A 22,120-nucleotide genomic window follows, 5' to 3' on the forward strand; every position below is an offset into this window, starting at 1 on the left:
GGCCTGATAAGCGCAACGCTATCAGGCACAGAACATCCTACAACCCTAACGCATACTTCAGAGCCTGACGTTTCAACACGCCTGCGCGCTCTGCCGCCATCAATCCAATATTACGCATAATGCGCAGCGGCTGAAGATTATTGCTGAAACCGGCATAGAACAGATCCATTCCGCTTTGCATAATGAAGTTATCCGCCATGCGGCGCGTCTGATAGCGTTTCAGCACCTGGTGACTGGCCCAGACTTCGCCATGACTGCGGGCGCTGATCAACACATCCAGCAGTGCATCCACATCACGATACCCCAGGTTTACCCCCTGCCCGGCTAATGGATGAATGGTATGCGCCGCATCCCCCACCAGCGCCAGACCAGGCTGTACGTATTGCAACGCATGGCGGCGCGTCAGCGGAAAAGCACCTGCCGCAACCGGTGTGACCGCCCCCAGACGCGACGGAAAATGTTGCATAATTTCCACCTGCAACTGCGGCATACTCAGGTTCTGCAACTGGCGAATACGCGCCGGTGAGTCATACCACACCAGCGATGCCCAGTTGTCGAACAACGGTAAAAAGGCCCGTGGGCCGTCTGGCGTAAATTGCTGCCAGGTGCTGTCACCGGGATCGCTCTCACACTGTACGGTAATCAGCATACAGGACTGAGCATACTGCCAGGCATGAATGCCAATCCCCGCCAGCTGTCGTACCTGCGAATTCGCACCGTCAGCGCCGATCACCAGTTTTGCGGTAAGACGCTCGCCATCCGCCAGCTCCAGCTCATGTCGATCATTGTGGCGATGCAACGCAATCAGTGAAGCAGGCGCGCGCAGCGTCACTTTCGGGTGCACGTCCAGCGCCTGCCACAGCGCCTGTTGCAGCACGATATTCTCAACCATATAGCCAAGCAGCGGTAACTTAAGCTCGGCGGCGTCAAACACCACATGGGCGTTTTCCCACTCCCAGGTCTCCAGACGACGGTACGGATGGCTGCGCATCCCCTGCACCGCATCCCAGACGCCCAGGCCTTTAAGCAGCGACACCGACGCCGCGCTGATCGCTGAAATACGCACATCAGGCTGGCTGTCGGCCACAAACGGCGCAGGCTCAGCATGTTCAATCACCGTGACGGTAAATCCATGCTGCGCCAGTCCCAGCGCCAGCGCGCCACCGACCATCCCCCCGCCAACAATGGCAATTTCCGTTGGTTGATTTGTCATGGTCACTCATCCTGTTACGTTGATAAGACAAGTTTACAGGATTTTTTACCTCTAAGGGCTGATAAGCGTCATACTGGTCACAACCGCGCCAAAGCATTACACTATGCGCCCTGCAATTCAGCCACTATTTCGCAAGAGCAAGTCGATGACCAAAAAACTCCATATTAAAACCTGGGGCTGTCAGATGAACGAGTACGATTCATCGAAGATGGCCGATCTGCTGGATGCTACCCACGGGTATCAACTGACCGAGGTCGCGGAAGAAGCGGATGTGCTGCTGCTGAATACCTGCTCAATCCGCGAGAAGGCTCAGGAAAAAGTCTTCCATCAATTAGGCCGCTGGAAACTCTTAAAAGAGAAGAACCCGGATCTGATTATCGGCGTCGGCGGTTGCGTGGCCTCCCAGGAAGGCGACCACATCCGTCAGCGTGCGCACTATGTCGATATTATTTTTGGCCCGCAAACGCTGCACCGCTTACCGGAAATGATCAACTCCGTTCGTGGCGACCGCAGCCCGGTGGTGGACATCAGCTTCCCGGAAATCGAGAAGTTCGACCGCCTGCCGGAACCGCGTGCGGAAGGCCCGACCGCGTTTGTCTCCATCATGGAAGGGTGTAATAAATACTGCACGTACTGTGTGGTGCCGTATACCCGTGGTGAAGAGGTCAGCCGTCCGTCTGACGACATCCTGTTTGAGATCGCCCAGCTTGCTGCTCAGGGCGTGCGTGAAGTCAACCTGCTCGGTCAGAACGTTAACGCCTGGCGCGGTGAAAACTACGACGGCACCACCGGCTCCTTTGCCGACCTGCTGCGTCTGGTTGCCGCCATTGACGGGATCGATCGCATCCGCTTCACCACCAGCCACCCGATCGAGTTCACCGACGACATCATCGAAGTTTACCGTGATACGCCGGAACTGGTGAGCTTCCTGCACCTGCCGGTACAGAGCGGCGCGGATCGCGTACTGAACCTGATGGGGCGTACCCACACGGCGCTGGAGTACAAAGCGATCATCCGTAAACTGCGCGCGGCGCGCCCGGATATTCAAATTAGCTCGGACTTCATCGTTGGCTTCCCTGGCGAAACGACTCAGGACTTCGAACAGACCATGAAGCTGATTGCCGACGTCAATTTCGACATGAGCTACAGCTTTATTTTCTCGGCGCGTCCGGGAACACCGGCGGCCGATATGGTTGACGATGTGCCGGAAGAAGAGAAAAAGCAGCGTCTGTATATTCTACAGGAGCGTATTAACCAGCAGGCGATGGCCTGGAGCCGTCGGATGCTCGGCACCGTCCAGCGTATTCTGGTGGAAGGCACCTCGCGTAAGAGCATTATGGAACTGTCAGGCCGTACCGAAAATAACCGCGTGGTGAACTTTGAAGGCACCCCGGAGATGATCGGTAAGTTTGTGGATGTGGAAATCACCGATGTCTACACCAACTCTCTGCGCGGCAAGGTTGTACGCACCGAAGATGAGATGGGGCTGCGCGTGGCTGAAACGCCGGAGTCAGTCATTGCCCGCACCCGTAAAGAAAACGAGATTGGCGTCGGTTTTTACCAGCCTTAATCCTGCTGAAAAGCGAAAAAATGCCCGATGGCGCTGCACTTATCGGGCCTACGGCACAATATGGTTCGTAGGCCGGATAAGGCACTTGTGCCGCCATCCGGCAAATAACAGACAGGCCTTGTAATTCCCCCCTACGCCCCCATCTTCATTGCAATGCTTGCGCCTTTATCCTGTGGCGTGAATAATTTCCTTATCTGCCGGTGAATTTTCATTTTCCGGCAACTCAGGCATAAGAGGAACAGTTTGAACATAGACACTCGCGAAATTACCCTTGAGCCCGCAGACAACGCCCGTCTGTTGAGCCTTTGCGGCCCGTTTGACGACAACATCAAACAACTGGAACGCCGTCTCGGCATCGAGATCAACCGTCGTGACAATCACTTTAAGCTGACCGGTCGCCCGATTTGCGTCACCGCCGCGGCAGATATCCTGCGCAGCCTGTACGTCGATACCGCCCCGATGCGCGGTCAGATTCAGGACATCGAGCCGGAACAAATCCACCTTGCGATTAAAGAAGCGCGCGTGCTGGAACAAAGCGCGGAGAGCGTTCCTGACTATGGCAAGGCGATAAATATTAAAACCAAGCGTGGCGTGATTAAGCCGCGCACGCCGAATCAGGCGCAGTACATCGCCAACATTCTTGATCACGACATTACTTTCGGCGTTGGCCCTGCCGGTACGGGGAAAACTTACCTCGCCGTTGCCGCTGCCGTGGACGCTCTTGAGCGTCAGGAAATTCGTCGTATTCTGCTGACCCGTCCGGCGGTGGAAGCCGGGGAAAAACTGGGCTTTCTGCCAGGCGACCTGAGCCAGAAGGTCGACCCGTATCTTCGCCCGCTGTACGACGCGCTGTTTGAGATGCTCGGCTTCGAGAAAGTAGAAAAGCTGATTGAGCGCAACGTCATTGAAGTCGCGCCGCTGGCCTATATGCGCGGTCGTACGCTGAACGACGCCTTTATTATTCTCGATGAGAGCCAGAACACCACCATCGAACAGATGAAGATGTTCCTGACGCGTATCGGCTTTAATTCGAAAGCGGTTATTACCGGCGACGTCACGCAGATTGACCTGCCGCGCAACACGAAGTCTGGCCTGCGCCATGCGATAGAGGTGCTGGCGGAAGTCGAAGAGATCAGCTTTAACTTCTTCCACAGCGAAGACGTGGTGCGCCATCCGGTGGTTGCCCGTATCGTTAACGCCTATGAAGCCTGGGAAGAAGCGGAGCAAAAACGCAAGGCAGCGCTGGCGGCAGAACGTAAGCGTGAAGCGCAGGAGCAGGAACAAAAATGAGTCAGGTGATCCTCGATTTACAACTGGCATGTGAAGACCATTCCGGCCTGCCGGAAGAGAGCCAGTTTCAGACGTGGCTGAATGCGGTGATCCCACAGTTTCAGGAAGAATCAGAAGTGACGATTCGCCTGGTGGATGAAGCCGAAAGCCACGATCTTAACCTGACCTACCGCGGGAAAGATAAGCCAACCAACGTGCTCTCTTTCCCGTTTGAAGCGCCGCCAGGTATGGAGATGCCGCTGCTGGGCGATCTGATCATCTGCCGCCAGGTAGTGGAGCAAGAAGCGAAAGAACAAGATAAGCCGCTGGAGGCCCACTGGGCGCATATGGTCGTGCACGGCAGCCTGCATTTGCTGGGCTACGACCATATCGAAGATGATGAAGCGGAAGAGATGGAAGCCCTCGAAACAGAGATTATGCTTGCTCTGGGCTATGAGGACCCGTACATTTCCGAGAAAGACTAAGTACGATGAACAAACATGCCGTCAGCCGTTAAGTATATGCATGACGAGCGACCTATTAACCAACATGAGAACCCATACGACGCCATGAGCGACGACAATTCACACAGTAGTGACACGTTAAACAGCAAAAAGGGATTTTTTTCCCTGTTACTGAGCCAACTTTTCCACGGTGAACCCAAAAACCGTGACGAACTGCTGGCGCTGATCCGTGATTCCGGGCAGAACGACCTTATCGATGAAGATACGCGCGATATGCTCGAAGGGGTGATGGACATTGCGGACCAGCGCGTTCGCGACATCATGATCCCCCGCTCCCAGATGATTACCCTGAAACGCAACCAGACGCTGGATGAGTGCCTTGATGTCATCATTGAGTCAGCACACTCGCGTTTCCCGGTCATCAGCGAAGACAAAGATCACATTGAAGGGATTCTGATGGCGAAGGATCTGCTGCCGTTTATGCGCAGCGATGCCGAAGCCTTCAGCATGGAAAAAGTGTTACGCCAGGCCGTTGTTGTCCCGGAGAGTAAGCGCGTTGACCGCATGCTCAAAGAGTTCCGTTCCCAGCGTTACCATATGGCGATCGTTATCGACGAGTTTGGCGGGGTGTCGGGTCTGGTGACCATTGAAGACATTCTCGAACTGATCGTGGGTGAAATTGAAGACGAGTATGATGAAGAAGATGATATCGACTTCCGTCAGCTCAGTCGCCACACCTGGACCATTCGCGCTCTCGCACCGATTGAAGACTTCAACGAAGCCTTCGGCACCAGCTTCAGCGATGAAGAGGTCGATACCATTGGCGGTCTGGTGATGCAGGCGTTCGGTCATCTGCCTGCGCGCGGTGAGACCATTGACATTGATGGTTACCAGTTCAAAGTCGCTATGGCCGACAGCCGTCGTATTATTCAGGTTCATGTCAGAATACCGGATGACTCGCCCCAGCCTAAACTGGACGAATAAAACCAAAAGTGGACTAAAGACTAAATGGCATTTGCCTCACTGATTGAACGCCAGCGCATTCGCCTGCTGCTGGCGTTATTATTCGGCGCCTGCGGAACGCTGGCTTTTTCTCCGTATGACGTCTGGCCCGCCGCGCTTATCTCGCTTATGGGCCTACAGGCGTTAACCTTACACCGCCGCCCGCTCCAGTCGGCTGCTATCGGCTACTTCTGGGGGCTGGGACTCTTTGGCTCCGGCATCAACTGGGTCTACGTCAGTATCGCGCAGTTCGGTGGTATGCCCGGCCCGATAAACGTCTTCCTTGTGGTGCTGCTTGCCGCATACCTTTCCCTCTACACGGGCCTGTTTGCCGGTATTCTGTCGCGTCTGTGGCCGAAAACCACCTGGCTGCGCGTGGCGATCGCCGCCCCCGTAGTCTGGCAAATCACCGAGTTTCTGCGTGGCTGGGTACTGACCGGCTTCCCGTGGCTACAGTTCGGCTATAGCCAGATTGACGGCCCGCTAAAAGGGCTGGCGCCGGTGATGGGCGTTGAGGCCATCAACTTCCTGCTGATGATGGTCAGCGGCCTGCTGGTGCTGGCGGCAGTTACCCGCAACTGGCGTCCTCTGGTCGCCGCGCTGGTGTTATTTGCCCTGCCCTTCCCGCTGCGTTACATCCAGTGGTATACGCTGGAGCCGGAAAAAACCACGCAGGTCTCGCTGGTTCAGGGCGACATTCCCCAATCGCTGAAGTGGGATGAGAGTCAGCTTATCAATACGCTGAAAATCTATCTCGACGCCACCCAACCGGAAATGGGTAAATCGCAACTGATTATCTGGCCGGAGTCCGCCATTCCCGATCTGGAGATTAATCAGCAGCGTTTTCTCGGCATGATGGACGATCTGCTGAAATCCAAAAACAGCACGTTGATTACCGGCATCGTCGATGCGCGTCTGAACAAGCAGAACCGCTACGACACCTACAACACGATTATCACGCTGGGTAAAGACAGCCCGTACAGCTACGATTCCAGCAATCGCTACAACAAAAACCACCTGGTGCCGTTTGGCGAGTTCGTGCCGCTGGAGTCGATTCTGCGCCCGTTAGCGCCGTTCTTTGACCTGCCGATGTCCTCATTCAGCCGTGGGCCGTACATACAGCCACAGCTGCATGCGCATGGCTTTAAACTGACGGCGGCGATTTGCTACGAAATCATTCTGGGTGAACAGGTTCGGGACAATTTCCGCCCGGACACTGACTATCTGCTGACCATCTCTAACGACGCCTGGTTCGGAAAATCTATCGGCCCGTGGCAGCACTTCCAGATGGCGAGAATGCGTTCTCTGGAGCTGGCGCGCCCGCTGTTGCGCAGCACCAACAACGGCATTACGGCAGTCATTGGCCCGCAAGGTGAAATTCAGGCGATGATCCCGCAGTTTACCCGCGACGTGTTGACCACCCACGTTACGCCAACCCGTGGTTTAACGCCTTATGCCCGTACCGGCAACTGGCCGTTATGGTTGCTCACCGCGCTGATGGGCTTTGGCGCCGTGGTGATGAGCCTGCGTCAGCGTCGTAAATAATCTCCCTTATTACCGGATAAGACGCGATGCGTCTTATCCGGCCTGGCTATATCCCTCCATTCTGGCACGCCTATTGCTTTGTTAAACAAGGTAAACCTTGTTTTGGCTATATGTGCAACCTGGTCGCACCAATATCGATCATCGGTAGCACCCAAACAGTGCAATGAAAGATTTTTGCCTCTAAACGGTGCGGCGCACTTCGCAAAAATAAACAATAAAGCAGCAAAATCTTTACATTAAGCCAAACTAAATGTTAACAAACACGCATAACACTGCACGCTCAAGTTGCAGACGATAACAACACAAACACTCACAATGGGTATCAATGCGTCGATGGCGCAGACGATAAAGGAGTTGGATATGCAATTACGTAAGCTAGCCACAGCAATGCTGGTCATGGGAATGTCTGCCGGTCTGGCACACGCGGAAGACGCCGCGCCAGCGGCGGGCAGTACGCTGGATAAAATCGCGAAGAATGGCATTATCGTCGTCGGCCACCGCGAGTCCTCCGTGCCGTTCTCTTACTACGACAACCAGCAAAAAGTGGTCGGTTATTCACAGGACTACTCCAACGCCATCGTTGAAGCCGTGAAGAAAAAGCTTAACAAACCTGACCTGCAGGTGAAGTTGATCCCAATTACCTCCCAGAACCGTATTCCGCTGTTGCAGAACGGAACCTTCGACTTTGAATGTGGCTCCACCACCAACAACGTCGAACGCCAGAAACAAGCTGCGTTCTCTGACACCATTTTCATCGTCGGTACGCGTCTGCTGGCGAAAAAAGACGGCGATATTAAAGACTTCCCGGACCTGAAAGGGAAAGCGGTCGTGGTCACCTCCGGTACCACCTCTGAAATTCTGCTGCACAAGCTGAATGAAGAACAAAAAATGAATATGCGCATTATCAGTGCGAAAGATCACGGCGACTCCTTCCGTACGCTGGAAAGCGGTCGCGCCGTCGCCTTTATGATGGATGATGCCCTGCTGGCGGGTGAACGTGCGAAAGCCAAAAAACCAGACAACTGGGAGATCGTCGGTAAGCCGCAATCTCAGGAAGCCTACGGCTGTATGCTGCGTAAAAACGATCCTGAGTTTAAAACGCTGGTAGATGACACGATTGCCCAGGTGCAGACCTCAGGCGAAGCGGAAAAATGGTTTGATAAGTGGTTTAAAAACCCAATCCCGCCGAAAAACCTGAACATGAATTTCGAACTGTCCGACGAGATGAAGGCGCTGTTCAAAGAACCGAATGACAAAGCACTTAACTAACTAAAATAAATGGGGCGGGATCTCCTTGCCCTCTCGATTGTCATTCAGCACGGACAGACTATAAGCCTGATGGTCGTTCCCCATCAGGCCTGAAAACCGCAAAACGCTGGATAACAATCTTCGAGGGTAGCGCTGCTACCCTTTTTTTTCTGGAGTAGATTTATGTCAATAGACTGGAACTGGGGGATTTTTTTACAACAAGCCCCGTTCGGCAACACCACGTATCTCGGCTGGCTCTGGAGCGGCTTCCAGGTCACCGTCGCGTTATCCATCACCGCCTGGATTATTGCTTTCCTCGTCGGCTCGTTATTCGGCATTTTACGTACTGTACCTAACCGCTTCCTCTCAGGAATGGGGACGCTTTACGTGGAACTGTTTCGTAACGTCCCGCTGATTGTTCAGTTCTTTACCTGGTATCTGGTCGTGCCTGAGCTGTTGCCGGAAAATATCGGCATGTGGTTCAAGGCGGAACTGGACCCGAACATTCAATTTTTCCTCTCATCAATGATCTGCCTGGGGCTGTTTACCGCTGCGCGCGTCTGCGAGCAGGTACGCGCCGCGATTCAGTCGCTGCCTCGCGGGCAGAAAAACGCTGCGCTGGCGATGGGGCTGACGCTACCTCAGGCTTATCGCTATGTTCTGCTACCGAACGCCTATCGGGTGATTGTCCCGCCGATGACCTCGGAAATGATGAACCTGGTGAAAAACTCCGCCATCGCATCGACCATTGGTCTGGTGGATATGGCGGCGCAGGCGGGCAAGCTGCTGGATTACTCCGCCCACGCCTGGGAGTCATTCACCGCAATTACGCTGGCCTACGTGCTGATTAATGCCGTCATTATGCTGGTGATGAATCTGGTGGAACGTAAAGTCCGCCTGCCTGGCAATATGGGAGGCAAATAATGTACGAGTTTGACTGGAGTTCGATCGTTCCTTCCATGCCGTACTTGCTGGCCGGGCTGGTGATCACCCTGAAAATTACCGTCACCGCCGTGGTGATCGGGATTCTCTGGGGCACCATTCTGGCGGTAATGCGTCTCTCAAGTTTCGCCCCTGTCGCCTGGTTTGCGAAAGCTTACGTCAACGTTTTCCGCTCCATCCCGCTGGTGATGGTGCTGCTATGGTTCTACCTGATTGTGCCGGGGCTGTTGCAGGACGTACTGGGTATTTCGCCCAAAACGGATATTCGCCTGATTTCAGCGATGGTCGCGTTTTCCATGTTTGAAGCGGCGTATTACTCGGAGATTATCCGTGCGGGTATTCAGAGCATTTCACGCGGGCAGTCCAGCGCTGCGCTGGCGCTGGGGATGACCCACTGGCAGTCGATGAAGCTCATCATCCTGCCGCAGGCGTTCCGTGCAATGGTGCCGCTGCTGCTTACCCAGGGTATCGTACTGTTCCAGGATACCTCCCTGGTTTACGTGTTAAGCCTCGCGGATTTCTTCCGCACCGCCACCACCATTGGCGAGCGTGATGGTACGCAGGTCGAAATGATCCTGTTTGCCGGTGCCGTCTACTTTGTTATCAGCCTGAGCGCGTCGTTGTTGGTCAGCTATTTGAAGAAAAGGACAGTTTAATGATTACCCTGAAAAATGTTTCTAAATGGTATGGTCACTTTCAGGTGCTGACCGACTGCTCCACGGAAGTGAAAAAAGGTGAAGTGGTGGTAGTCTGCGGCCCGTCGGGTTCCGGTAAATCGACCCTGATCAAAACGGTGAACGGACTGGAACCGGTGCAACAGGGTGAAATCACCGTTGACGGCACCAAAGTGAATGACAAAAAAACGGATCTGGCGAAGCTCCGCTCGCGGGTCGGAATGGTGTTCCAGCACTTTGAACTGTTCCCGCATCTGTCGATCATTGAAAACCTGACGCTGGCGCAGGTGAAAGTGCTCAAACGCGGCAAAGCGCCCGCCCGTGAAAAAGCGCAGAAGTTGCTTGAGCGCGTAGGACTTTCGGCCCATGCCAATAAGTTCCCGGCGCAGCTTTCCGGCGGGCAGCAACAGCGTGTGGCAATCGCGCGCGCGCTGTGCATGGACCCTATCGCTATGCTGTTTGATGAACCGACATCCGCACTCGATCCTGAAATGATCAACGAAGTGCTGGACGTTATGGTCGAGCTGGCAAACGAAGGGATGACCATGATGGTCGTCACCCACGAAATGGGCTTTGCCCGTAAGGTGGCCAATCGGGTGATCTTTATGGACGAGGGGAAAATTGTCGAAGACTCACCGAAAGAGGAGTTCTTCGCCAACCCGAAATCGGACCGCGCCAAAGACTTCCTGGCGAAAATCCTGCATTAATCCTCCCGGCGCGCACGACAGAGTGCGCGCCATATCACGCTTTATCTCTTCATATCTCGAATCGCACTCATCCCGGCGTTACCCTTGTCACAAAGTACCACTTACAAGGAGCAACAATGGCACTTCCAGTCCTTTTTGATTGCGATCCAGGTCATGACGACGCTATCGCAATTGTTCTCGCCCTCGCATCGCCTGAACTGGATGTGAAAGCGATCACCTCTTCCGCCGGTAACCAGACGCCTGACAAAACGCTGCGTAACGTATTGCGTATGCTGACGCTACTGGGGCGTACCGATATTCCTGTCGCGGGCGGCGCGATAAAACCGCTGATGCGCGATCTGATCATCGCCGATAACGTACACGGCGAAAGCGGACTGGACGGCCCGGCGCTACCGGAGCCGTCATTTGCGCCGCAGACCTGCACCGCCGTTGAGCTGATGGCGAAAACCCTGCGCGAAAGCCCGGAACCGGTAACCATCGTCGCCACCGGGCCGCAAACCAACGTCGCCTTGTTGCTGAACAGCTATCCAGAATTGCACCGTAAAATCGCCCGTATTGTGATCATGGGCGGCACGATGGGATTAGGTAACTGGACGCCAGCGGCAGAATTCAATATTTACGTCGACCCCGAAGCGGCAGAGATTGTCTTCCAGTCAGGGATTCCCGTAGTGATGGCCGGGCTGGACGTAACGCACAAAGCGCAGATTCATGCTGAAGATACCGAGCGTTTCCGGGCGACGGGCAATCCTGTTTCCACGATCGTGGCGGAGCTGCTAGATTTCTTCCTCGAATATCACAAAGACGAAAAGTGGGGCTTTATCGGCGCGCCGTTGCATGACCCTTGCACCATCGCCTGGCTGCTAAAACCCGAGCTTTTCACCACCGTTGAACGTTGGGTCGGCGTGGAGACTCAGGGGAAATACACCCAGGGAATGACGGTCGTGGATTATTACTTCCTGACGGGCAATAAACCGAATGCGACGGTGATGGTCGATATCGACCGGCAGGGCTTTGTGGATTTGCTGGCGGAGAGGCTGGCGTTCTACGCATCATAACCAGCCGGATGGCGCTAACGCTTATCCGGCCTACATCAGCGTACAATTTGTAGGCCGGATAAGACGCTTCGCGTCGCCATCCGGCACTGCCGATTACGGCTCAAACGGTCTGCGCTGGAACTGGTCGTGGCCGCATTTCGGGCACAGCGGCAGTACATCCGGCGTATACACCGCTAAATGGTAATGACACTTCTCGCACACAAGGTTGCCCAAGCCGACCACCTCGCCGCTGTGGTAGACCCCGTGGTGATTGAGATCCTGGAACACTTCGCGCCACTCCAGTTGCGTTTTGTCGGTGATGTCCGCCAGCTCCTGCCAGAGGCTCTCTTTAATCACCCGCATAAAGACGCTGTCGCTCTCCTCTTCCTGGCTCTCCTCGTAGCTCATGGCGAACTCTTCCAGGTCGCGTCTGACGGCGCGCGTCAGTTCGTCCACCTCGATTCGCGTTAACTCCCCTGCTTTCATTACGCTCTGACGCGCCTGTTCCACCAGCGCGTCAATATCGCGTTCGCCATTACGCAGGCGTTCGCTTAATGACGTCACCAGTTCACGGTAATATTGAGCAACCTTGTTCATCGCTTCGCCTCCTGGGTCGTTAACTGTCTATAATAATAGACGTTATTTACGCCGCGCTTTGCAAGACCGCCCACAGACTGTGTAAATTCATGCAAGGATTAGCATGGCGGGAATTCAATGCAGAATGCGCGAAAGGCTGTTTTGGCGCGGGCGTTTGGGCTATGCTATGCGGATCTGAAACACCACATCTAACGCTACGTTTGTAGCCGTAATGAAAACAGGACCACTGGCTGCCATGCAAGAGCAATACCGCCCGGAAGAGATAGAATCAAAAGTCCAGCAACACTGGGACGAGAAGCGCACCTTTGAAGTAACCGAAGACGAGAGCAAAGAGAAGTATTACTGCCTGTCGATGCTTCCCTATCCTTCTGGTCGACTACACATGGGCCATGTGCGTAACTACACCATCGGTGATGTGATTGCCCGCTACCAGCGCATGCTGGGTAAAAACGTTCTACAGCCCATCGGCTGGGATGCATTCGGTCTGCCTGCTGAAGGCGCGGCGGTGAAAAACAACACGGCGCCAGCGCCGTGGACCTATGACAACATCGCCTACATGAAAAACCAGCTCAAAATGCTGGGTTTCGGCTATGACTGGAGCCGCGAGCTGGCGACCTGCACCCCGGAATACTACCGCTGGGAGCAAAAATTCTTCACCGAACTGTATAAAAAAGGCCTGGTGTACAAAAAGACCTCTGCGGTGAACTGGTGCCCGAACGACCAGACCGTACTGGCGAACGAGCAGGTTATCGACGGCTGCTGCTGGCGCTGCGACACCAAAGTTGAGCGTAAAGAGATCCCGCAGTGGTTCATTAAGATCACCGCCTACGCCGACGAACTGCTGAACGATCTGGATAAACTGGATCACTGGCCAGACACCGTTAAAACCATGCAGCGCAACTGGATCGGCCGTTCTGAAGGCGTCGAGATCACCTTTGACGTGAACGGCTACGACAATACGCTGACGGTGTACACCACGCGTCCAGACACATTCATGGGCGCCACTTACCTGGCGGTTGCCGCAGGTCACCCGCTGGCGCAGAAAGCGGCTGCCAACAACCCGGAACTGGCTGCCTTTATCGACGAATGCCGCAACACCAAAGTGGCGGAAGCCGATATGGCGACGATGGAGAAAAAAGGCGTCGACACCGGTTTTAAAGCCATTCACCCGCTGACCGGCGAAGCGATCCCGGTATGGGCCGCCAACTTCGTGCTGATGGAATACGGTACCGGTGCGGTCATGGCCGTTCCGGGCCACGATCAGCGTGACTATGAATTTGCCACCAAATATGGCCTGACCATCAAGCCGGTTATCCTGGCGGCGGACGGCTCTGAACCGGATCTGTCCGAGCAGGCACTGACCGAGAAAGGCGTACTGTTTAACTCCGGCGAATTTAACGGTCTGGGCTTTGAAGACGCCTTCAACGCGATTGCCGATAAACTGGCGGCAAAAGGCGTCGGCGAGCGAAAAGTCAACTACCGTCTGCGCGACTGGGGCGTTTCCCGTCAGCGTTACTGGGGCGCGCCGATTCCGATGGTGACTCTGGAAGACGGCACCGTTCTGCCGACCCCGGAAGATCAACTGCCGGTCATCCTGCCGGAAGACGTCGTCATGGACGGCATCACCAGCCCGATCAAAGCCGATCCTGAGTGGGCGAAAACCACCGTTAACGGTCAGCCTGCGCTGCGTGAAACCGACACCTTTGACACCTTTATGGAGTCCTCCTGGTACTACGCGCGCTACACCTGCCCGCAGTACAACGAAGGGATGCTGGACCCGGAAGCAGCAAACTACTGGCTGCCGGTCGATATCTACATCGGCGGTATTGAACACGCGATCATGCACCTGCTCTACTTCCGCTTCTTCCACAAGCTGATGCGCGACGCGGGCATGGTGAACTCTGACGAACCGGCGAAACAGCTGCTGTGCCAGGGTATGGTGCTGGCAGACGCATTCTACTATGTAGGCGAAAACGGCGAGCGTAACTGGGTCTCCCCGGTTGATGCCATCGTTGAGCGCGACGAGAAAGGCCGCATCGTTAAGGCGAAAGACGCGGCGGGTCATGAGCTGGTGTACACCGGCATGAGCAAGATGTCCAAGTCCAAAAACAACGGCATCGACCCGCAGGTAATGGTTGAGCGTTACGGCGCGGACACCGTGCGTCTGTTCATGATGTTTGCTTCTCCGGCCGATATGACGCTGGAATGGCAGGAATCTGGCGTGGAAGGGGCAAACCGCTTCCTGAAGCGCGTCTGGAAACTGGTCTATGAGCACACCGCGAAAGGCGAGGTTGCGGCACTGAACGTTGATGCGCTGAGCGAAGATCAGAAAGCGCTGCGTCGCGACGTCCACAAAACCATCGCGAAAGTGACCGATGATATCGGCCGCCGTCAGACCTTCAACACCGCGATTGCCGCGATTATGGAGCTGATGAACAAACTGGCGAAAGCGCCGCAGGAAGGCGAGCAGGATCGCGCCCTGATGCAGGAAGCGCTGCTGGCTGTCGTGCGTATGCTCAACCCGTTCACCCCACATGCCTGCTTCACGCTGTGGGAAGCGCTGAAAGGCGAAGGCGATATCGATAACGCGCCGTGGCCGGTCGCTGACGACAAAGCAATGGTAGAAGACTCTACGTTGGTTGTGGTTCAGGTGAACGGTAAAGTCCGTGGCAAAATCACCGTACCGGTGAACGCCACTGAAGAACAGGTTCGTGAACGTGCTGGCCAGGAACATTTGGTCGCAAAATATCTTGATGGCGTTACCGTGCGTAAAGTGATTTACGTTCCGGGTAAACTCCTCAATTTGGTCGTTGGCTAAGCGCGGGAGGAAGCGTGCGACATCTGACAACATTGTTGTTATCCCTGGCGGTGCTGGTCACCGCCGGGTGCGGCTGGCACCTGCGTAGCACTACGCAGGTGCCCAGCACGATGAAAACTATGATTCTTGATACAAGCGATCCGAATGGACCATTAAGCCGGGCGGTACGTAACCAACTGCGTCTTAACAATATTGAATTGCTTGAGAAAGATACAACGCGCCAGGATGTTCCGTCACTGCGCCTTGGCCGGACCAGTATCTCTAAAGATACCGCCTCCGTGTTCCAGGATGGCCGTACGGCGGAATACCAGATGGTCATGAGCGTCAGTGCAAGCGTTCTGATCCCGGGTCATGATATTTATCCGATCAGCACGAAAGTGTACCGTTCATTCTTTGATAACCCGCAAACCGCGCTGGCGAAGGATAATGAACAGGATATGATCATCAAAGAGATGTATGACAAAGCGGCCGAACAGTTGATTCGCAAGCTGCCGAGTATCCATGTCGCTGATGCTCAGTCATCCCAGGAAAACGCGGACGCCGCTGAAAACACCACGGCGACGCCAGCATCTTCCCCGGCACGCGTGTCCACCACGCTGGGTAACTGATGATCCGGTTGTACCCTGAACAACTCCGCGCACAGCTCAATGAAGGGCTGCGCGCGGCGTATTTGCTCCTGGGCAACGACCCTCTCTTGTTGCAGGAAAGCCAGGACGCTATTCGTCTGACGGCCGCTGCGCAAGGGTTCGAAGAACACCACGCCTTTACGATCGACACCAGTACCGACTGGGGAACTCTGTTCTCACAGTGTCAGGCAATGAGCCTGTTTGCCAGCCGTCAAACGCTGCTGTTGTTGCTACCGGAAAATGGCCCGAATGCGGCGATCAATGAACAGCTCGCAACGCTCAGCGGTTTGCTGCATGACGACCTGCTGCTGATCGTGCGCGGAAACAAGCTCACCAAAGCCCAGGAAAACGCCGCCTGGTATACCTCGCTGGCGGGCACTGGCGTGCAGGTAAGCTGTCAGACGCCGGAGCAGGCGCAGCTACCGCGCTGGGTTGCAGCCAGAGCAAAGCAGAATAATTTGCAGCTGGATGACGCCGCAAATCAGCTGCTGTGTTATTGCTACGAAGGCAACCTGCTGGCGCTGGCGCAGGCGCTGGAGCGGCTTTCACTCCTCTGGCCTGACGGTAAGCTCACGCTTCCACGCGTAGAGCAGGCCGTCAACGACGCGGCGCACTTTACGCCATACCATTGGGTGGATGCGTTATTGATGGGCAAAAGCAAACGCGCCCTGCACATTTTGCAGCAACTGCGCCTTGAGGGCAGTGAGCCCGTGATCCTGCTGCGCACCCTGCAACGCGAATTACTGATGCTGGTTAACCTTAAACGGCAATCCGCCCATACGCCTCTGCGCACGCTGTTTGATAAACATCGGGTATGGCAAAACCGTCGCGGCATGATTGGCGATGCGTTGAATCGGCTCCAGCAGACCCAGCTTCGCCAGGCAGTGCAACTGTTGACGCGGACGGAAATTACGCTAAAACAAGATTATGGACAGTCAGTGTGGGCTGAGTTGGAGGGGCTTTCTCTCCTTCTCTGCCACAAAGCGCTGGCAGATGTTTTTATTGATGGTTGATATGAAATCGTTACAGGCTCTGTTCGGCGGCACCTTTGATCCCGTGCATTATGGTCATCTCAAGCCCGTGGAAACGCTGGCCAATCTGATTGGCCTGTCGCGGGTGATTATCATGCCCAATAACGTACCGCCTCATCGTCCACAGCCTGAAGCGTCCAGCGCACAGCGTAAATATATGCTTGAGCTGGCTATCGCCGACAAGCCGCTGTTTATCCTGGATGAGCGCGAACTCAAACGCGATACCGCCTCTTACACCGCGCAAACGCTGAAAGAGTGGCGGGAAGAGCAAGGCCCGGACGCGCCGCTGGCGTTTATCATCGGCCAGGACTCCTTACTGACGTTCCCGACCTGGCACGACTATGAAACCATTCTGGACAATACTCACCTGATCGTTTGCCGACGCCCCGGCTACCCGCTTGAGATGGTGAAAGAGCAGCATCAGCAGTGGCTGGAGCGCCATTTAACCCATACGCCGGACGATCTGCACGCGCTCCCGGCGGGTAAAATTTATCTGGCTGAAACGCCCTGGTTCAATATCTCCGCCACCCTTATCCGCGAGCGGCTGGAGAAAGGCGAACCGTGCGACGATCTCATGCCGGAATCCGTCCTGAACTACATCAACCAGCAAGGGTTGTATCGGTAAAGACTTCCGCCAGCGCCGTCAGCAGGCGGCTGTTCTCTTCCTGACTGCGAATCGCCACCCGGTAATAACGCGCGTCAAGCCCCGGATAGTTAGCACAACTGCGGATCAGAATGTGCTTCTCCAGCAAGGCACGTTGCAAATCCAGACCTTCCCGCTCACAGCGCAATAAAAGATAATTCGCCCGACCGGGATAAACCGTTAGCTCAGGAAACGCATGTAACCGCTGACGGAAGCGTTGTCCCTCCTCCGCCAGCCACTGCCAGGTCGCCTGGTGATAGGCGGCATCCTGCAAGATAACCTCTCCGGCCAGTGCCGCAAACGCGTTGATTGACCAGGGCATCTGTTGCGCTCTCATTTGCGCGACCGCCTGCTCGTCGCTGTTCACCAGATAGCCCAGCCGCAGCCCCGGAATGGCGTAAAATTTGGTGAGCGAACGCAGCACCCAGATATGCGGGTTGCCCTGCAACAGCGGAATAAAACCCTCTTCACCCGGAATAAAATCGATAAACGCCTCATCCAGGATCAGCGCGATCCCCTGCGTCTTACAGCGCTCCGCAATAGCCAGTAACAGTTCGTGGGCAGGCAGGAGTCCGGTTGGATTATTTGGCGTACAGAGAAACAGGCAGTCCAGATCCGGGGTCAGCGCATTCAGAATGGCGTCCGTGAGTTGCCAGCCATCGGCTTCGCGAAGCGCAAATTCATGTATCTCACACGCGCCCCACTGTAGCGCACGGCGATACTCGGCAAAGCCCGGCGTGGCGATCATGGCATGACGCGGCTTCAGCCCGTGAACCAGCGTGAAGATGGATTCCGTCTCGCCATTTCCGGCCAGGAGCCATGACGCGGGGATCTGATGGTGCTGCGCCAGCGCCTGGTGCAGATGCTGATAATCCACATCAGGATACCGCTCCGCGCAGGTAAGATTGTCGATAAGCGCGCGTTTTAAGCGCCCTGGCATACCCAGAGGATTAATATTTGCGCTAAAATCCAGCAACTGTTCAGGCGAGATGCCCAACAATGCAGCGGCTTCCCGGGTGTTACCGCCATGCGCACTCTTCAGTAAAGGCATCTTGCCTCCGATAAAAAGTCTATTTTAGTGAAAAAGCGCTGCGCAATCAGGGTGAATATCATATTTTGCGCGAATACGTATCACGAGGAAAAACATGCGACTCTGGTTAGTTCGTCATGGGGAAACCGAAGCCAATGTAGCCGGATTATACAGCGGCCACGCCCCCACTCCGCTGACAGAAAAAGGGATAGCCCAGGCGCAAACGCTGAATAATCTGCTGCGCAATGTCCCCTTCGACAACGTATTCTGTAGCGAACTGGAACGCGCCCGCCACACGGCGCGGCTGGTGCTTCACGACCGCGACGTACCGCAGCGCCTGTTCCCGGAGCTTAACGAGATGTTTTTTGGCGACTGGGAGATGCGTCATCACCGCGATCTGAGCCGCGAAGACGCGGCAAGCTACGCGGCCTGGTGTACCGACTGGCAGAACGCCGTCCCGACCAATGGGGAAGGCTTCCAGGCGTTCTCACAACGCGTAGAGCGCTTTATTGCACAACTTGCTGATTATAAAGATAATAAAAATCTGCTGGTCGTGAGCCACCAGGGGGTTCTGAGTCTCATGATCGCGCGATTATTATCCATGCCCGCCGCCTCATTATGGCATTTCAGGGTTGAGCAAGGATGCTGGAGCGCCATTGATTTTTGTGAAGATTTCGCCACGCTGAAGGTGTTAAACAGTCGGGCTGTCTGGCATCACGGCGAGTGATATTTCTGTTTTTTCTCCTCGGGGGCGTTTCGGCCATTGACACCCCCTGACAGGCTGCTATCCTCCGCGCCAGACTTCTCCCGCCCTTCAGAGCTTTGCAGAAATTGTTTTACAAAAATGGCGATGCAATCTGTTGTGCGGGATGGGATGATAACCCACTTTTAAACGCCCGTTGATGACATTAGTCCCGACATCGCCTCGGGTTCAGGTATACTGACAGGCTTATTTATATTCATCCGTAATACCCAGGGGGAAAACTTGCAGGGTAAAGCACTCCAGGATTTTGTAATCGACAAAATTGATGACCTGAAAGGTCAGGACATCATCACCTTAGATGTTCAGGGTAAATCCAGTATCACCGACTGCATGATTATCTGCACCGGTACATCCAGCCGTCACGTTATGTCTATTGCTGACCACGTTGTACAGGAATCTCGCGCGGCAGGCATGTTGCCGCTTGGCGTTGAAGGTGAAAGCGTAGCCGACTGGATTGTCGTTGACCTGGGTGATGTGATTGTCCATGTCATGCAGGAAGAGAGCCGTCGCCTGTATGAACTGGAAAAACTCTGGAGTTAATGCGTGAAGCTTCAACTTGTCGCTGTCGGTACGAAAATGCCCGACTGGGTACAAACCGGTTTTACGGAGTATCTCCGGCGTTTTCCGAAAGACATGCCGTTTGAGCTGATCGAAATTCCAGCGGGCAAACGCGGCAAGAACGCGGATATTAAACGTATTCTCGACAAAGAGGGTGAGCAGATGCTGGCGGCCGCAGGCAAAAACCGTATCGTCACCCTTGATATCCCAGGGAAACCCTGGGACACGCCGCAGCTGGCGACTGAGCTGGAGCGCTGGAAGCTGGATGGTCGCGACGTCAGTCTCCTGATTGGCGGCCCTGAGGGGTTGTCTCCGGCCTGTAAAGCGGCGGCGGAACAAAGCTGGTCACTTTCTGCGTTAACCCTCCCTCACCCGCTGGTTCGGGTGCTGGTGGCAGAGAGTCTGTACCGGGCGTGGAGCATTACCACCAACCACCCTTATCACCGTGAGTGATTATTAAGCCTTGAGTAGATTAAGCAGCGGATGAAACTACAGAATTCTTTTCGCGACTATACGGCTGAGTCCGCGCTGTTCGTGCGCCGGGCGCTGGTCGCTTTTTTGGGTATTTTGCTGCTGACCGGCGTGCTCATCGCCAACCTTTATAATCTGCAAATCGTGCGTTTTACCGATTACCAGACCCGCTCGAACGAAAACCGCATCAAACTGGTCCCTATCGCCCCCAGCCGTGGGATCATCTATGACCGTAACGGCATCCCTCTCGCCCTCAACCGCACTATTTATCAGATAGAAATGATGCCGGAGAAGGTCGATAACGTTCAGCAAACGCTGGATGCGTTACGCAACGTGGTCGATTTGAACGACGATGACATTGCCGCGTTCAAGAAAGAGCGCGCACGTTCACACCGTTTTACCTCTATTCCCGTCAAAACGAACCTGACCGAAGTGCAGGTCGCGCGTTTTGCCGTCAATCAGTACCGTTTTCCTGGCGTGGAAGTGAAAGGCTACAAGCGCCGCTACTATCCTTACAACTCCGCGCTGACCCACGTCATCGGCTACGTTTCGAAGATTAACGATAAAGACGTCGAACGCCTTGATAAAGACGGTAAGCTGGCCAACTACGCCGCCACGCACGATATCGGCAAGCTGGGGATTGAGCGCTATTACGAAGAGGTGCTGCACGGTCAGACGGGTTATGAAGAGGTTGAAGTCAACAACCGTGGCCGCGTCATCCGTCAGCTTAAAGAGGTGCCGCCGCAGGCCGGGCATGACATCCATCTCACAATTGACCTGAAACTCCAGCAATATATTGAAACGCTGCTGGCGGGCAGCCGCGCCGCCGTGATCGTAACCGACCCACGGACAGGCGGCGTACTGGCGCTGGTTTCCATGCCGAGCTACGACCCGAACCTGTTTGTGGATGGCATCTCCAGCAAAGATTACTCAGGGTTGCTCAACGACCCAAATACGCCGCTGGTTAACCGGGCGACGCAAGGTGTTTACCCGCCGGCCTCAACGGTTAAACCGTATGTCGCGGTGTCCGCTTTAAGCGCTGGGGTGATCACCCGCAATACCAGCCTGTTCGACCCCGGATGGTGGCAGTTGCCGGGTTCTGAGAAGCGTTACCGCGACTGGAAAAAATGGGGGCACGGTCATCTGAATATCACCAAATCCCTTGAAGAGTCAGCGGATACCTTCTTCTACCAGGTGGCCTATGACATGGGGATAGACCGACTCTCCGAGTGGATGAGCAAATTTGGATACGGGGAATATACCGGCATCGATCTGGCTGAAGAGCGTTCCGGCAATATGCCAACCCGTGAATGGAAGCAAAAACGCTTTAAAAAGCCGTGGTATCAGGGCGATACCATCCCGGTGGGCATCGGCCAGGGTTACTGGACGGCAACCCCGATCCAGATGAGCAAAGCGCTGATGATCCTGATTAACGACGGGGTGGTAAAAGTGCCGCATCTGCTGATGAGCACGGCGGAGAATGGCAAGCAGGTGCCGTGGGTACAGCCGCACGAACCGCCTGTCGGCGATATTCACTCCGGTTACTGGGAAATTGCCAAAGACGGCATGTACGGCGTCGCAAACCGCGCTAACGGCACTGCGCATAAATATTTCGCCAGCGCGCCGTATAAAATCGCCGCGAAGTCTGGTACGGCGCAGGTCTTTGGCCTGAAAGCCAACGAAACCTACAACGCGCACAAAATTGCTGAACGACTACGCGACCATAAACTGATGACGGCATTCGCGCCGTATAACAATCCCCAGGTTGCTGTCGCCATAATCCTGGAAAACGGCGGCGCGGGCCCGGCTGTCGGTACAATCATGCGTCAGATTCTTGACCACATCATGTTGGGCGACAACAACACCAATTTGCCTGCGGAAAACCCGGCGGTTGCAGCGGCGGAGGACCAATAAT

At 55.1% G+C, this 22,120-nt stretch carries 21 protein-coding genes; 18 read left to right on the plus strand and 3 right to left on the minus strand.

Translation table 11 applies throughout. The features are described from left to right. Positions 1–37: 37 nt before the first annotated feature. The gene (gene ubiF, locus OGV79_RS09030) at positions 38–1,213 is read right to left on the minus strand and encodes a 3-demethoxyubiquinol 3-hydroxylase (protein ID WP_115626482.1); all 1,176 of its coding nucleotides are present in this window, start codon (positions 1,211–1,213) and stop codon (positions 38–40) included. Positions 1,214–1,358: 145 nt separating this feature from the next. Between ubiF and miaB the strand changes: the two genes are divergently transcribed. The 10 genes from miaB (at position 1,359) to rihA (ending at position 11,689) form a co-directional block, all read left to right on the plus strand. After that, positions 1,359–2,783: a tRNA (N6-isopentenyl adenosine(37)-C2)-methylthiotransferase MiaB gene (gene miaB / locus OGV79_RS09035; RefSeq protein ID WP_024130541.1), complete on the plus strand. Its 1,425-nt coding sequence runs from the start codon at positions 1,359–1,361 to the stop codon at positions 2,781–2,783. Between the two features lie 243 nt (positions 2,784–3,026). Beyond that, positions 3,027–4,073, plus strand: coding sequence for a PhoH family protein (locus OGV79_RS09040; protein WP_286468257.1), 1,047 nt, complete (start codon positions 3,027–3,029; stop codon positions 4,071–4,073). Beyond that, entirely contained in the window at positions 4,070–4,537 is a 468-nt protein-coding gene (gene ybeY / locus OGV79_RS09045; protein ID WP_012133335.1) for an rRNA maturation RNase YbeY, read from the plus strand. The genes OGV79_RS09040 and ybeY overlap by 4 nt, the downstream gene beginning before the upstream one ends. Before the next feature lie 84 nt (positions 4,538–4,621). Next, positions 4,622–5,500, plus strand: coding sequence for a CNNM family magnesium/cobalt transport protein CorC (corC, locus tag OGV79_RS09050; RefSeq protein ID WP_024130542.1), 879 nt, complete (start codon positions 4,622–4,624; stop codon positions 5,498–5,500). 24 nt (positions 5,501–5,524) lie between these two features. Further along, positions 5,525–7,063 carry an apolipoprotein N-acyltransferase gene (gene lnt, locus OGV79_RS09055; RefSeq protein ID WP_110494537.1) on the plus strand — a complete coding sequence of 513 codons (1,539 nt, stop codon included), beginning with the start codon at positions 5,525–5,527 and terminating at the stop codon, positions 7,061–7,063. A 360-nt stretch (positions 7,064–7,423) separates the two neighbouring features. Then, complete coding sequence (locus tag OGV79_RS09060; RefSeq protein WP_047458175.1) at positions 7,424–8,332, plus strand: amino acid ABC transporter substrate-binding protein; 909 nt, start codon at positions 7,424–7,426, stop codon at positions 8,330–8,332. 162 nt (positions 8,333–8,494) lie between these two features. After that, positions 8,495–9,235 carry a glutamate/aspartate ABC transporter permease GltJ gene (gene gltJ / locus OGV79_RS09065; RefSeq protein ID WP_012133339.1) on the plus strand — a complete coding sequence of 247 codons (741 nt, stop codon included), beginning with the start codon at positions 8,495–8,497 and terminating at the stop codon, positions 9,233–9,235. Beyond that, positions 9,235–9,909 (plus strand): glutamate/aspartate ABC transporter permease GltK, encoded by a 675-nt coding sequence (gene gltK / locus OGV79_RS09070; RefSeq protein ID WP_012133340.1) that lies wholly within the window; start codon positions 9,235–9,237, stop codon positions 9,907–9,909. The genes gltJ and gltK overlap by 1 nt, the downstream gene beginning before the upstream one ends. Continuing rightward, the gene (gene gltL, locus OGV79_RS09075; protein WP_012133341.1) at positions 9,909–10,634 is read left to right on the plus strand and encodes a glutamate/aspartate ABC transporter ATP-binding protein GltL; all 726 of its coding nucleotides are present in this window, start codon (positions 9,909–9,911) and stop codon (positions 10,632–10,634) included. Before gltK ends, gltL begins: the two co-directional genes overlap by 1 nt. A gap of 116 nt (positions 10,635–10,750) precedes the next feature. Next, positions 10,751–11,689 carry a pyrimidine-specific ribonucleoside hydrolase RihA gene (rihA, locus tag OGV79_RS09080; protein ID WP_286468258.1) on the plus strand — a complete coding sequence of 313 codons (939 nt, stop codon included), beginning with the start codon at positions 10,751–10,753 and terminating at the stop codon, positions 11,687–11,689. Between the two features lie 93 nt (positions 11,690–11,782). Here the strand turns inward: rihA and OGV79_RS09085 are convergent, their stop codons facing one another. After that, entirely contained in the window at positions 11,783–12,265 is a 483-nt protein-coding gene (locus OGV79_RS09085; protein ID WP_012133343.1) for a zinc ribbon-containing protein, read from the minus strand. 235 nt (positions 12,266–12,500) lie between these two features. Here OGV79_RS09085 and leuS point away from each other — a divergent pair, with 235 nt between their 5' ends. From leuS to nadD, 4 genes are read left to right on the plus strand one after another with little or no spacing between them, the layout of a single operon-like run. Continuing rightward, positions 12,501–15,083: a leucine--tRNA ligase gene (gene leuS / locus OGV79_RS09090; protein ID WP_024130545.1), complete on the plus strand. Its 2,583-nt coding sequence runs from the start codon at positions 12,501–12,503 to the stop codon at positions 15,081–15,083. Between the two features lie 14 nt (positions 15,084–15,097). Continuing rightward, on the plus strand, positions 15,098–15,691 hold the full coding sequence (lptE, locus tag OGV79_RS09095; protein WP_024130546.1) for an LPS assembly lipoprotein LptE: 594 nt from the start codon (positions 15,098–15,100) through the stop codon (positions 15,689–15,691). Further along, on the plus strand, positions 15,691–16,722 hold the full coding sequence (gene holA / locus OGV79_RS09100; RefSeq protein WP_012133346.1) for a DNA polymerase III subunit delta: 1,032 nt from the start codon (positions 15,691–15,693) through the stop codon (positions 16,720–16,722). The genes lptE and holA overlap by 1 nt, the downstream gene beginning before the upstream one ends. 1 nt (position 16,723) lies before the next feature. Continuing rightward, on the plus strand, positions 16,724–17,365 hold the full coding sequence (nadD, locus tag OGV79_RS09105) for a nicotinate-nucleotide adenylyltransferase (protein ID WP_024130547.1): 642 nt from the start codon (positions 16,724–16,726) through the stop codon (positions 17,363–17,365). Here nadD and cobD read toward each other — a convergent pair. Further along, positions 17,340–18,434, minus strand: coding sequence for a threonine-phosphate decarboxylase CobD (cobD, locus tag OGV79_RS09110; protein ID WP_286468259.1), 1,095 nt, complete (start codon positions 18,432–18,434; stop codon positions 17,340–17,342). The genes nadD and cobD overlap by 26 nt on opposite strands. A 94-nt stretch (positions 18,435–18,528) precedes the next feature. Here cobD and OGV79_RS09115 point away from each other — a divergent pair, with 94 nt between their 5' ends. The 4 genes from OGV79_RS09115 (at position 18,529) to mrdA (ending at position 22,119) form a co-directional block, all read left to right on the plus strand. Further along, positions 18,529–19,140 (plus strand): adenosylcobalamin/alpha-ribazole phosphatase, encoded by a 612-nt coding sequence (locus OGV79_RS09115; RefSeq protein WP_049011893.1) that lies wholly within the window; start codon positions 18,529–18,531, stop codon positions 19,138–19,140. A 258-nt stretch (positions 19,141–19,398) separates the two neighbouring features. Beyond that, positions 19,399–19,716, plus strand: coding sequence for a ribosome silencing factor (rsfS, locus tag OGV79_RS09120; RefSeq protein WP_012133350.1), 318 nt, complete (start codon positions 19,399–19,401; stop codon positions 19,714–19,716). A gap of 3 nt (positions 19,717–19,719) precedes the next feature. Beyond that, positions 19,720–20,187 carry a 23S rRNA (pseudouridine(1915)-N(3))-methyltransferase RlmH gene (gene rlmH / locus OGV79_RS09125; RefSeq protein ID WP_003022725.1) on the plus strand — a complete coding sequence of 156 codons (468 nt, stop codon included), beginning with the start codon at positions 19,720–19,722 and terminating at the stop codon, positions 20,185–20,187. Positions 20,188–20,217: 30 nt separating this feature from the next. Beyond that, positions 20,218–22,119 (plus strand): peptidoglycan DD-transpeptidase MrdA, encoded by a 1,902-nt coding sequence (gene mrdA / locus OGV79_RS09130; RefSeq protein WP_047458187.1) that lies wholly within the window; start codon positions 20,218–20,220, stop codon positions 22,117–22,119. Position 22,120: the final 1 nt, after the last annotated feature.

Source organism: Citrobacter sp. CK185, assembly GCF_030333565.1.
In the GTDB taxonomy this organism is placed as follows: Bacteria; Pseudomonadota; Gammaproteobacteria; order Enterobacterales; family Enterobacteriaceae; genus Citrobacter_B; species Citrobacter_B koseri.